Origin of the sequence: Variovorax sp. LjRoot290 (assembly GCF_964253985.1) — a bacterium.
In the GTDB taxonomy this organism is placed as follows: Bacteria; Pseudomonadota; Gammaproteobacteria; order Burkholderiales; family Burkholderiaceae_C; genus Variovorax.
Genome location: NZ_CAXURW020000001.1, coordinates 3,147,577 through 3,159,839, shown reverse-complemented (window position 1 = coordinate 3,159,839; position 12,263 = coordinate 3,147,577). Strand labels below are relative to the sequence as shown.

10 protein-coding genes are annotated in these 12,263 nt (G+C 70.7%); 3 read left to right on the top strand and 7 right to left on the bottom strand.

Annotation, left to right across the window (positions count from 1 at the left end; translation table 11 throughout):
* The first annotated feature begins 36 nt into the window (after positions 1-36).
* The 3 genes from ACSQ9A_RS15720 to ACSQ9A_RS15710 are packed head-to-tail and all read left to right on the top strand — an operon-like array spanning position 37 to position 5,045.
* Entirely contained in the window at positions 37-1,134 is a 1,098-nt protein-coding gene (locus tag ACSQ9A_RS15720; protein WP_436304281.1) for a YCF48-related protein, read from the top strand.
* A 3-nt stretch (positions 1,135-1,137) separates the two neighbouring features.
* Positions 1,138-3,570 carry an efflux RND transporter permease subunit gene (locus ACSQ9A_RS15715; RefSeq protein WP_436304280.1) on the top strand — a complete coding sequence of 811 codons (2,433 nt, stop codon included), beginning with the start codon at positions 1,138-1,140 and terminating at the stop codon, positions 3,568-3,570.
* Positions 3,567-5,045 (top strand): MFS transporter, encoded by a 1,479-nt coding sequence (locus ACSQ9A_RS15710; protein WP_436304279.1) that lies wholly within the window; start codon positions 3,567-3,569, stop codon positions 5,043-5,045. Before ACSQ9A_RS15715 ends, ACSQ9A_RS15710 begins: the two co-directional genes overlap by 4 nt.
* Positions 5,046-5,064: 19 nt before the next feature.
* Here ACSQ9A_RS15710 and ACSQ9A_RS15705 read toward each other — a convergent pair whose 3' ends face one another.
* The 7 genes from ACSQ9A_RS15705 to ACSQ9A_RS15675 are packed head-to-tail and all read right to left on the bottom strand — an operon-like array spanning position 5,065 to position 12,262.
* Positions 5,065-6,651 carry an AMP-binding protein gene (locus tag ACSQ9A_RS15705; RefSeq protein WP_436304278.1) on the bottom strand — a complete coding sequence of 529 codons (1,587 nt, stop codon included), beginning with the start codon at positions 6,649-6,651 and terminating at the stop codon, positions 5,065-5,067.
* Positions 6,651-7,445: an SDR family NAD(P)-dependent oxidoreductase gene (locus ACSQ9A_RS15700; RefSeq protein WP_436295494.1), complete on the bottom strand. Its 795-nt coding sequence runs from the start codon at positions 7,443-7,445 to the stop codon at positions 6,651-6,653. The genes ACSQ9A_RS15705 and ACSQ9A_RS15700 overlap by 1 nt, the downstream gene beginning before the upstream one ends.
* A gap of 12 nt (positions 7,446-7,457) precedes the next feature.
* Complete coding sequence (locus ACSQ9A_RS15695; RefSeq protein WP_436304277.1) at positions 7,458-8,300, bottom strand: SDR family oxidoreductase; 843 nt, start codon at positions 8,298-8,300, stop codon at positions 7,458-7,460.
* Positions 8,301-8,305: 5 nt separating this feature from the next.
* Positions 8,306-9,112, bottom strand: a complete 807-nt coding sequence (locus ACSQ9A_RS15690; protein ID WP_436304276.1) for a crotonase/enoyl-CoA hydratase family protein — start codon at positions 9,110-9,112, stop codon at positions 8,306-8,308.
* On the bottom strand, positions 9,109-10,218 hold the full coding sequence (locus ACSQ9A_RS15685; RefSeq protein WP_436304275.1) for an acyl-CoA dehydrogenase family protein: 1,110 nt from the start codon (positions 10,216-10,218) through the stop codon (positions 9,109-9,111). The genes ACSQ9A_RS15690 and ACSQ9A_RS15685 overlap by 4 nt, the downstream gene beginning before the upstream one ends.
* 26 nt (positions 10,219-10,244) lie before the next feature.
* Complete coding sequence (locus tag ACSQ9A_RS15680) at positions 10,245-11,441, bottom strand: acyl-CoA dehydrogenase family protein (RefSeq protein WP_436304274.1); 1,197 nt, start codon at positions 11,439-11,441, stop codon at positions 10,245-10,247.
* Positions 11,438-12,262, bottom strand: a complete 825-nt coding sequence (locus tag ACSQ9A_RS15675; protein WP_436304273.1) for an enoyl-CoA hydratase — start codon at positions 12,260-12,262, stop codon at positions 11,438-11,440. Before ACSQ9A_RS15675 ends, ACSQ9A_RS15680 begins: the two co-directional genes overlap by 4 nt.
* Position 12,263 lies beyond the last annotated feature (1 nt).

The following is a 12,263-nucleotide window of genomic DNA, read 5'->3' as shown; positions in this document are numbered from 1 at the left end:
AGAGTGGCCCAGGGTGCCTTGTCCTCCGCTCGTGCCATGCCGCAGCTGAGAGCCCTCGCGACGATCGCGGCCTGCCTTTGGGCGTCGATCGTGGTCGCCGCGGCGGCCGGGCCGCCCGCACCCGCTGCTTTCGTCGATCCGCTGGATGCGCCGGCGCGCATGACGCCGCGTTCGCTTCGCGCGCCGGCCTATGCGCTGGCGGTGGTCGATGCCGAGCATGTCGTCGCGGTCGGCCCGCGCGGCCACATCCTGCGCTCCGCCGACCGCGGCAAGACCTGGGAGCAGCGTCCCGCGCCGGTCAGCACCGACCTGCTCGCGGTGCAGTTTCCGTCCTCGACACAGGGCTGGGCGGTGGGCCACGACGGCGTGGTGCTGCGCAGCACCGACGGTGGGCTGAACTGGCGCCGCGTGCTCGACGGCCGCAGTCTCGGAGCGATGATGGTCTCGTACTACGACAAGAAGGGCGCTGCTGGCGATCCGACGGTTGCGCGGGCGCGCGACGAGGCGAAGCGCATGGCCGAGGAGGGGCCGACCCGGCCCTTCCTCGCGGTGCACTTTCGCGACGAGCGCGAAGGCTGGGTGGTCGGCCAGTTCAACCTGATCCTGCACACGGCCGACGGCGGCGCGACCTGGGAGCCGTGGCTCGACCGCACCGATAACCGCGACGGCTATTCGCTGCATGCCATCCGCCAGGCCGGCGACCAGGTGGTGATCGTCGGCGAGCTCGGCCTGGTCATGCGCCTGGACGCGGCAGCCGGACGCTTCGTGCGCATCGAAACGCCGTATCCCGGCACCTGGTTCGGCATGGCGGCCTCGAAGGACGCGATCGTCGCACTCGGCCTGCGCGGCACGGCCTGGCGCTCGACCGACGCAGGCGCGAGCTGGAAGGCGCTCGCGACCGGCACCCACGCGGCCCTCAACAGTGGCGTGCTCCTGCCCGATGGACGGCTGGTGCTGGTGACGCAGGCGGGCGAGGTGCTGATCGGCGCCGGGCTCGGCGCCAGCTTCGTGCCGATGGCGCCGATGCCGGGCCTGGGCGCGGCCTTCGACGTGGTCTCGATGGAAACGGACTGGCTGCTCGTCGCCGGCCCGTCCGGCGTGCAGCGGCTGGCGATGGCGCCGGCGGCGAGGTGATACATGAACATCAGCAGCGAGACCTTCGAGGTCATCCCCGATCCCTCCCGCTTCGACCCGCGCTCCGGCAATGCGCTCGAACGGCTCATCTTCAATCACCGCCGGGTGATCCTCATCGTCTTCGCGCTGGTGTCGATCTTCCTCGGCTGGCGGTCCACGCAGCTGACGATCAACGCCAACTTCGAGCGGATGATCCCGCGCTCGCATCCGTACATCCAGAACTACCTCGACAACAAGACCGAGCTGCGCGGGCTGGGCAACCAGCTTCGGGTGGTGGTCGAGAACACGCAGGGCGACATCTACGACCCCGAGTACCTGAAGTTCCTCGCGTCGATCAACGATGCGCTCTACATCATGCCGGGCGTCGACCGGCCGTGGCTCAAGTCCCTGTGGACGCCGGTGCTGCGATGGGGCGAGGTGACGGAGGAGGGCATGCGCGGCGGCCCGGTGATGCCCGAGCGCTTCGACGGCTCGCCGGCCAAGATAGAGGCGCTGAAGGCCAACATCGCACGCTCGGGCGCAGCCGGCCGCATCATCAGCGACGACCAGCGTTCGTCGATGATCGTCGTGCCGCTGCTGGACCGCTATGCCGACAGCGGCGAGCCGATCAACTACCTGAAGCTGTCGCGCGCCCTTGAGGAGCAGGTGCGCGCCAAGGGCACGGGCAAGTTCCGCGTCTACATCGTCGGCTTCGGCAAGCTCGTCGGCGACCTGATCGAGGGCCTCGCGACGGTGATCTCCTACTTCGCGATCTCGGTCGCGATCGCGGCGCTGTTCGTGTTCCTCTACACCCGATGCCTGCGCAGCACCGTGGTGCTGGTCGTCACCGCGGTGGTCGGCGTGATGTGGCTGATGGGCCTGCTGCAGATCCTCGGCTACGAGCTCGATCCGTATTCGATCCTGGTGCCCTTCCTGCTGTTCGCGATAGGCCTGTCGCACGGCGCGCAGAAGATGAACGGCATCATGCAGGACGTGGGGCGCGGCACGCACAAGTACGTCGCCGCGCGCTACACCTTCCGCCGCCTGTTCCTGGCCGGCCTGACGGCGCTGCTGACCAACGTGGTCGGCTTCATGGTGCTGATCATCATCGACATCCCGGTGATCCGCGACCTGGCGGTGATGACCAGCATCGGCGTCACCGGGCTGATCTTCACGAAGCTGGTGCTGATTCCGGTGCTGCTGTCATACACCGGCGTCAGCCCCAAGGCCGCGCAGCGCTCGTTGAATGCCGACGCGGCCGAGCAGACCGGGCGCTCCGCGATGGGCCGCGTGTGGACCGCGCTGGAGCGGCTGACGGAGCGGCGCTTCGCGCTCGTCGCGATCGTGGCGGCGGCGCTGCTGGGGGCCGGCGCGCTGAGCCTGCGCACGGGGCTGAAGATCGGCGACCTCGACGAAGGCGCGCCGGAGCTGCGCCGCGATTCGCGCTACAACCTCGACAACGCCTACATCGCGCGCCACTACGGCCTGTCGAGCGACCAGTTCGCGGTCATCGTGAAGACGCCGAAGAGTGCGTGCGACCGCTACGAGGGCCTGGTCGAGGCCGAACGCCTCGGCTGGGAGCTCGAGCATGTGCAGGGCGTGAAGGCGGTGACCTCCTTCGCCGAGCAGACCAAGCGCGGGGTCGCCGCGTCGAGCGAGGGCTATTTCAAGTGGAACACGCTGGCGCGAGACCCGCGCATCCTCGGCCCGGCGGCCAACCGCGTGATCCAGGACAACCCGGACGCGATGAACCCGAACTGCTCGCTGTTCGCCGTCACGGCCTACCTGAGCGACCACCGCGCCGACACGCTCGACCGCGTGCTGAAGGCGGTGGAGGGCTTCGCCGCGACGCACAGCCGGCCCGGCGCGGAGTTCCTGCCCGCGGCCGGCCCGGCCGGCATCGAGGCGGTGACCAACATCGTCGTGCGCCAGTCGTTCTACATCATGCACGTGGTGCTCTACATCGCGGTGACCCTGCTGTGCTTCATCACCTTCCGCTCGTGGCGCGCGGTGGTGGTGGCGCTGGTGCCGCTCATGATCACGTCGATCCTGTGCGAGGCGATCATGGTGTTGATGGGCATCGGCGTGAAGGTCGCGACGCTGCCGGTCATCGCGCTCGGCGTGGGCGTCGGCGTCGACTATGCGCTGTACCTGCTGTCGGTGCAGCTCGCGGTGCAGCGTCGCGGCGGCAGCCTGCGCGAGGCCTACAAGCACTCGCTCGAATTCACCGGCAAGGTCGTCGCGCTGATCGGCGTGACGATGGCCGCCGGCGTCGTGACCTGGGCCTGGTCGCCGATCAAGTTCCAGGCCGACATGGGCATCCTGCTGACCTTCATGTTTCTGTGGAACATGATCGGCGCGCTGGTGCTGATTCCGGCGCTGTCGCACTTCCTGCTGCGCGATGTGAAGCAGCGGGGCACGACCGTCTTGCCCGCGGCCACCGCGGCGCACGCGTGAGCTCATCGGGGGCGCTGCCCGTCGGCGGCGCCGGCCGCGGCCATTCGATCGTCGTTGCGCTGGTGTTCGCGGAGATCATCAGCTCGTTCGAGGTCAGCATGATCTACGCGGCCCTGCCGACACTGATGCGCGACTTCGGCGATCCGGCCGGCGTGGGCTGGCTCATCACTGCCTACCTGCTGGTCGGATCGGTCTCGGCGGGCCTGTCGTCGCGGCTGGGCGACCTGTTCGGGCGCAAGCGCCTGGTGCTCGCGATGCTGGCGTGCTCGGCGTGCGGATCGCTGGTCAGCGCCCTGTCGAGCGGGCTGCCGGGATTGATCTGCGGCCGCGCGCTGCAGGGAATGTCGGCGGCCTTGCTGCCGCTGGCCATCGGCATCGTGCGCGAGCGCCTGCAGGCCGAGCGCGTGCCGGTGGCGGTCGGCTGGCTCACCGCGATGGCGACCTTCAGCGCCGGCGCCGGGCTGCTGCTCGGCGGGCTGCTGGTCGACCACGCCGGCTGGCGCACCATGTTCTGGTTCGGTGCGGTGCACGGCATCGTGGCGATGGTGCTGGTCGCGCGCTGGGTGCCGGCGTCGGCGGCCGCCGCTGGCGGCGCGCGGATCGACTGGATCGGCGGCATGCTCTACGCCCCTGCGGTGGCCGCGCTGCTGTGGGCCGTGTCGCGGCTGAGGGCGCACGGGCTCGGCGACGTCGCGACGCTGGCCGCGCTGGCCGGCGGCGTGCTGCTGCTGGCCGCGTGGTGGCGCCACGAGTGGCGGCACCCGCAGCCGATGATCGACGTGCGCCGCATCGCGACGCGCGAGGTCGGCCTGCCGATCGGCCTGATGTTCCTGTTCGGGCTCGGCACTTCGCAGACCATGCTGGTGCTGATGGGCCTCGCGCAGCAGCCGCCGTGGACCGGCATCGGCCTGGGCCTGAGCGCGACGATGGCCGGCCTGCTGAAGCTGCCGTCGAACTTCATGGGCCTGTTCGGCGCGCCGTGGGGCGGCCACCTCGCGGCGCGGAACGGCGCCCGCAGCGCTGCGCGGCTCGGCAGCCTGATGATCCTGGCCGGCTGGATCGGGCTGACCGCGCTGCACTCCACCGCCTGGATGCTCGTGGGGTGGGTGATGCTGGCCTCGCTCGGCGGGGCGATGCTGATGTCGGCGGTGCCGAACCTGCTGGTGGAGGTGGTGCCCGCCGAGCGCACCAGCGAGTTCGTCGGCTTGTCGCAGGTGGTGCGCACGCTCGGCACCGCGATCGGCACGCAGGCCGCCAGCGTGCTGCTCGCGCTGGCGGTGGTGCGCGGCGAGACGCAGCCGCATGCGGCCTATCCGAGCGCCGACGCCTACCTCTGGACGATGACGGCGATCACGGGTGCGTGCCTCCTGTGCGCGCTGGTCGCCTGGGCGCTGCCGCCGCGGCCGGCGCGGCCGGCGCATGCGGCCGCGCAGGGCGCTGCCGGCATCGGCGTGTCGGCACGGCGCGGCGCCTGATCGGGGGCCTTGCCCCGGCTCAGCGCAGCCGCTCCCGCAACTCGTCCTTGCGTACCTTCCCCGACGCGGTCCGCGGCAGCTCGCCGACGACGTGCAAGCCCTCGGGCGTCTTCTGGCGCGCGACGCGGGCGGCCGCGAAATGGCGCCGTACTGCGTCCAGGTCCAGCGAGGCGCCATCGGCGAGCACGACGAAGGCGCACACCTTCTCGCCGTAGCGCGCGTCGGGCTGCGCCACCACGGCGGCGTCGCGCACCGAAGGGTGCGTGGCCAGCACGCGCTCCACCTCCTGCGACGAGATGTTCTCGCCGCCGCGGATCACGATGTCCTTCTTGCGGTCGGTGATCGTCAGGCAGTTCGCGGCGTCCAGCCGGCCGATGTCGCCGGTGCGGAACCAGCCGTCGGCGCTGCGGGCATGCGCGTCGAGCGACGCGTCGGTGTAGCCGACGAAGAGCTCGGGTCCGCGTGTCAGGATCTCGCCCTCCTGGCCGTGCGCAAGCTCGCGCTCCCGGTCGTCTACGATGCGCACTTCGCTGCCGGGCTGCAGGCGGCCGTCGGTGCCGGCGCGCTGCGCGAGCGGCATCTCGCGCCAGCCGAGGCTGACGGTGGAGTGCTCGGTGAGGCCGTACGAGCGGCTCGCGGCGATGCCGGCGCGCGCGGCCGCCTCGACATGGTCGGGCGTCACGCCGGTGCCGCCGAGCCCGTAGGCGACGAGCGACGAGAGGTCGCGGCCGGCGCGCCGCGCCGCATCGAGCAGGCCCTGCAGGTGAAACGGCGTGCCGCCGGACAGCCGCACGCGGTGGCGCTCGATCAGCTCGGCCGCGACGGCCGCGTCCCAGCGATCGACGAACACCATCTCGGTGGCGGTGACGAAGGGCCGCAGCAGGAAATTGAAGCCGGCGATGTGGCCAGCCGGAAAGGGGGTGAAGTAGGGCCCGTTGCCGCCGGGCTGCGCGGCGGTGGCGGGGGCGTCGTCGATGAACGGGATCTGCCACTCGGCGCCGACCGTCTGGTGCGTGTGCTTCACGCCCTTGGGCGCGGCAGTGGTGCCGGAGGTGTACAGGAGCAGGCAGGTGTCCTGCGGCGCGATGCACTCGGCGGCAGCTGTCGAGGCATCGGCTTCGGCGGCCTGCTGCAGCGCCTGCCAGGTGATGCCGCCGCGCGGCGCCCGCTCGCCGAGCACCAGCACCTGTTCCAGGTCGGGCAGCGCGCCGAGCGCCTCCACGCGTTCCAGGAAATCGATGCCGCGCCATCGCTCTGGCACCTCAAGCAGGCGTGCGCGCGACTGGCGCAAGATGAAGCCGACCTCGGCCGGCCCATAGATGTGCACGATCGGCACCAGCACCGCACCGATCTCGAATGCGGCGAGGTACAGCACCGCGGTCTCGTGCCGGGTCGGCATCTGCACCGCGATCGCGTCGCCGGCCTTCAGCCCGATCGCGCGCAATCCGCGGGCGAGCCGGCGGCCGGCCTGCAGCAGGCCGGAGGTCGTCATCGCGATGTGACCCGCCTCGGTGTAGAAGTGCAGGCGCGTCAGCGGCCGCGCCATCACGGCCCGTGCCAGCAGGCGGCTGAGCGGCACCTGCGGCAGCGGCGCTTCAGGAGGCACTAGCTCACCTGGAAGCCGCCGTCCACCGCGAGCAGTTGGCCGGTGACCAGCCGCGACGCCGGACTGGCGAAGAACAGCGCCGCCATCGCGATATCTTCCGGGTCGCCCATCTTGCCGAGCGGGATGCGGCCCGGCCCCATGATCGGCCCTTTGATGTCGACGCCATCGCTGCTGGCGGCCTTGGCGCCGGGCGTCAGCGTGCCGCCGGGCAGCACGGCGTTGACGCGGATGCCGTCGGCGGCGAACTCCAGCGCGGTGGTCTTGGTGAGGCTGTTCACGCCGGCCTTCGACGCGTTGTAAGTGGCGTTGTGATAGACGACCGCCTGCATCGACGACACCGACGAGATGTTGACGATCGCGCCGCCGTTCCCCTGCGCCTGCATGCGCCTGATCGCCTCGCGCAGGCACAGGAAGGTGCCGCGCAGGTTCACCGCGTGCAGCTTGTCCCAGAACGCGGCGTCGACCTCGAGGAAGGGCTTCTTCGGAAAGATCCCCGCGTTGTTGACGAGCACGTCGAGGCTGCCGAACTCGGCGATCGCGCGGTCGAGCATCGCGGCGACCTGCGTGTCCTGCGACACGTCGGCCGTCGCCGCGATGGCTTGGCCGCCGGCCGCGCGGATGCCCGCTGCGGTGGTTTCGGCGCCGTCGGCCTGGATGTCGGCGACGACGACCTTGGCACCGGCGCGCGCGAACAGCTCGGCGATCGCCTGGCCGATGCCGCTGCCGGCCCCGGTGACGACGGCGGTCTTGCCGGCGAGGCTCAGCGGGCCTGCGGCGAGGGTGGAGTCAGACATGTTGCTTCCTTTTCATTTCTTGCGCATCGCTTCCCATTGCGCGTCGTTCCAGTCCTGCATTGCGCGGAAGGTCGGGCCGCCGGCGCCCTGCATCCAGCGCCCGCCATCCATGACGATCAGGTCGCCGGTCATGTAGCCCGAGCCGTCGGCCGCGAGGTAGGCATACAGGTCGCACAGCTCGCGGTGCTCGCCGAGACGCCGCAGCGGCACGCCGCGCTCCTGCGCTTCGACCTGGCTGCCGGGCGGAAAGAGCTGCTCCCAGGCACCGGGTGTCGGGAACAGCCCCGGCGCCACGCAATTCAGGCGGATGCCCTGGGGGCCCCATTCGACCGCGAGGCTGCGCGTCATCGCGAGCACGCCGGCCTTGGCCGCCGCCGACGGCGCGGTGAAGGCCTGGCCGGTGATCACCGGCGCCGAGACGGTGCTAATCACGTTGCCCGGGTGGCCGGCCTCGATCCAGCGCCGGCCGGCGGCGATCGTGCAGTAGAAGCTGCCGTGCAGCACGATGCCGAGCACCGCGTCGACGGCGCGCGCCGAGAGCCGCTCGCTGCGCGCAATGAAGTTGGCCGCGGCGTTGTTGACCAGCACGTCGAGCGCACCGCTCTGCCAGATGTGCTCCATCATCGCCTCGACCTGTTCGGCATCGCGCACGTCGCAAGTGAGCGTGTCGACGCGCGCACCGGGCAGCTCGGCGCGGAACTCTTCGGCGGTGGCGTCGAGCACCTGGAGCCGACGGCCGCAGATCACCAGGTGCGCGCCGAGTTCGAGATAGTGGCGCCCGATGCTCTTGCCGAGCCCGGTGCCGCCGCCGGTGATGAGGATCTTCTTGCCCGCGAGCAGGTCGTTGCGAAACATGGTGCTCACCTGCCGGCGAACTTTGCCGTGCGCTTCTCGGCGAAGGACTTGCGGCCCTCGGCGGCGTCCTCGGTGCCGTACAGGAAGGTGTTCTTCGCGGTGGCATGCGTCGCCGCGTGCATCCAGCCCTGCCCGAGCGCCAGGCGCGCGTTCTCGATCGTGGACTGCACCGCGAGCGGCGCCTGTTCGGCCACGCGCTGCGCATAGGCGAGGGCGCGCTCGAACTGCTCGCCGGCGGGCACGACTTCCTGCACCAGGCCGAGCCGCAGCGCCTCGGCGCTGTCGAACTCGTCGCCGGTCAATAGCCACTTCATCGCGTTGCCCCAGCCGGCGCGTTCGATGAAGCGGAAGGAGCCGCCGTAGCCGGGCATGATGCCGCGCTTCACCTCGAGTTGCGAGAAGCGGCAGTTGTCGGCGGCGAACACGACATCGGCGGCGAGCATCAACTCGATCGCGATGGTGAAGCAGATGCCCTGCATCGCCGCGACCACCGGCTTCGTGCGATAGGGCTCGCGCAGCTGGCCCGGGTCGACCAGGTTCAGCGGCACGTAGGGCGAGCCGGCCTTGCGGTACTCGGCCATCAGCGGCAGGTCTACGCCGCCGCTGAAATGGTCTCCCTTCGCATACAGCAGGCCGACGAACAGGTCCGGCGCGTTCTCCAGCAGCGTGTAGGCCTCGCCGAGCTCGCGGAACATGCGCGGCGTGAAGCCGTTGCGCTTCTCGACGCGGTCCACGCCCATCAGCAGGATCGGCCCGCGCCGCTCGACGACGATCCGGCCCTCGGGGTGGCGTTCGGTGGCAGCTTCGGTCACAGCAGTTCTCCGTAGCGTTCGACGTGGTGTTCCGAGTTGCCCCAGGTCATGTCGATCGCGGTCAGTCGTTTGAAATAGTGGCCTGAGGCCAGCTCGTCGGTCATGCCCATGCCGCCATGAAGCTGGGTGGCCTGCTGGCCGACGTAGCGCCCGGAGCGTCCGGCCATCGCCTTCGCCGCCGAGGCAGCACGGCGGCGCAACGCGCGCTCCGGCGACTCGACGTGTGCCGCGGCCATCAGCGCCAACGCGCGCGCCTGCTCCACGGCGATGCGCATGTCCGCGGCGCGATGCTGCAGCGCCTGGAAGCTGCCGATCGGCACGCCGAACTGCCTGCGCGTCGAGAGGTGTTCGCAGCTCAGCTCGGTGAGCTTCGCCATCGCGCCAACCGCCTCGGCGGCGAGTGCCGCCAGGCCCTGGTCGGTCGCCCAGTCGGCCAGTTCCAGGCCCTGGCCGGGCTCGCCGATCACGCAGGCGTCGTCGACTGCGGCGCCCTGGAGGCGGATCTCGGCGGCGCGCTGGCCGTCGATGGTCGTGTAGCCGTCGATCGCGACGCCGGATGCCCTGGCGTCGACCAGCATCAGCGCCAGGCCCTGGCCGGTGTCGGCAGTGACGATCAGCCAGTCGGCGCTGTCGCCGTGCGGCACCACGGCCTTCGCGCCGTCGAGCTGCCACCCGCCGTCGCGGCGCACCGCGCGCGCGTGCACCTTGTCCAGGTCCCAGCGCGCCTGCGGCTCGAGCGCGGCGAGCGCGAAGCGCAGCCGGCCCTCGGCGATCGGCCCGAGGAAACGATCCTTCTGCGCCTCGCTGCCGAAGGCGGCGAGAAGGCGCGGCGCGATCACGGCGCTGGCGACATAGGGCTCGATCACGAGGCCGCGGCCGAGGCCTTCCATCACGATCAGGGTCTCGACCGCGCCGGCGCCGATGCCGCCGAAAGCCTCGGGCACGTTCAGCGCGAACAGGCCGAGCTCGGCCATCTGCCGCGCCAGCGCACCGCTCGGACCCTCGGCCAGGCGCCTGCGGCGCGCCTCGAAGCCGTATTCGTTCTGCACGAAGCGCGCCATCGTGTCGGCGAGCATCTGCTGCTCTTCGTTCAGCGTGAAGTCCATGGTGGGGCTAAGCGGGCTGCAGCAGGCTACAGCGGGATGAGGGATTTGCCGATCAGCCCGCGCTGGATCTCGTTGGTGCCGCCGTAGATCGCGACCTTGCGCAGGTCGAGGTACTGGCCGGCGAGGGCGTTGAGCTCTGCGCCGGCCGGCGTCGGCCCGTCGTAGCCGAATTCGAGCGCGGCCTCGACCAGCGGCAGCGCGTAAGGGCCCGCGCATTCCATCAGCAGCTCGCCGAGCTCGCCCTGGATCTCCGAGCCGCGCACCTTCAGCATCGACGGCTCCGCGCCGAGGCCGAGGCCGGCGCGCTCGAGCGAGATGAGCCGCGCCAGCGCCCATTCGTGCGCCAGCACCTCGATCTCGATCCTGGCGATCTTGTCGCGAAAGCGCGGGTCCTCGATCAGCGGCCGGTCGTGCCTGGCCTGCGTGCGCGCCAGCTCCTTCAGCCGGCGCAGCAGCCGCTTGCACATGCCGAGGCCCGCGATGGCGGTGCGCTCATGGCCGAGCAGGTACTTCGCGATCGACCAGCCCTCGTTCTCGGCACCGACCCGGTTCTCGACCGGCACGCGCACGCCATCGAGGAAGACTTCGTTCACGTCGTGTCCGCCGTCCAGCGTGCGAATCGGGCGCACCGTGATGCCGGGCGTATCCATCGGGATCAGCAGCAGCGAGATGCCGCGCTGCGGCTTCGCGTCGGCCGAGGTGCGCACCAGCGCGAACATCCAATTGGCCCATTGCGCGAACGAGGTCCAGGTCTTCTGGCCGTTCACGACGTAGTGCTCGCCGTCGCGTTCGGCGCGCGTCTTCAGCGAGGCGAGGTCGGAGCCGGCGCTCGGCTCCGAATAGCCCTGGCACCACCAGTCGTCCATCGACACGATGCGCGGCAGGAAGCGCGCCTTCTGCGCGTCGCTGCCGAACTTCATCAGCACCGGCCCGATCATCGCGAGACCGAACGGCATCTGGCGCGGTGCGCCGGCGGTGAAGCATTCCTCGTCGAAGATGTTGCGCTGCACGGCGTTCCAGCCGCAGCCGCCGTGCTCGACCGGCCAGCCGGGCGCGCCCCAGACGCGGCCGGCGAGGATGCGCTGCCAGCGCACGTAGTCCTCGCGCGGCACGCGCAGGAAGCCCAGCACCTTCTGCCGGATGTCCCCGGGCAGGTGCGCGGCGACGAAGTCCCGCACCTCGGCACGGAAGGCTGCGTCTTCGGGCGATTCGTGGAGGTTCATCGTCCCTTGAAGCGCGGCTTGCGCTTTTCCTTGAATGCGAGCTTGCCTTCCTGGAAGTCCTCGCTGAGGTTGGTCTGCATCATGTCGGCGCTGTCGGCGATCAGCGCCTCGTGCAGCGTCTGGAACGGCAGCTCCCAGAGCTGGCGCTTGATCATCCGCAGCGACAGCGGCGAGCACGATTCGGCCAGCTCCTTCGCATAGGCATAGGTTGCCTCGGCGAGGGCCTCGCGCGGATGGATCCTGTTCACGAGACCGAGCCGCAGCGCTTCCTCGCCGCGCACCTTGCGCGCCGACAGGAGCAGGTCGAGCGCATTGGCATGGCCGACCGCGTTGCGCAGGGCCCAGGCCATGCCGTATTCGGACGCCAGGCCGAGGCGCGCGAAGGCGGTGGTCAGCACCGCATCGTCGGCCGCGAAGCGCATGTCGGCGTAGAGCGCATGCACCAGGCCGAGGCCGGCGGTGGCGCCGTTGAGCATCGCGATGACCGGCTTGGCGAGCGCGGGGAAGTAGGCGGCGCGGCTCTGATAGTCCGGGCGGCGGCTGAAGTCATAGGCACGCGGCAGCTTGTTCAGCAGCGAGCGCGGGAAGGCGCTTTCGTCGCCGGCCGACTTGAAGCCGGTAACGTCGCCGCCGGCGCAGAAGGCGCGGCCGGCGCCGGTCAGCACGATCACGCGCACCGCGTCGTCGCCCTCGGCCGCGTGCGTCGCGTGCCAGACCTCCTCGGCCATCACGTCGGTCCAGGCGTTCAGGGCCTCGGGGCGGTTCAGCGTGATGGTGGCGATCGCGTCGCGCACCTCGTACAGGATCTGTTCGTAGGCCATG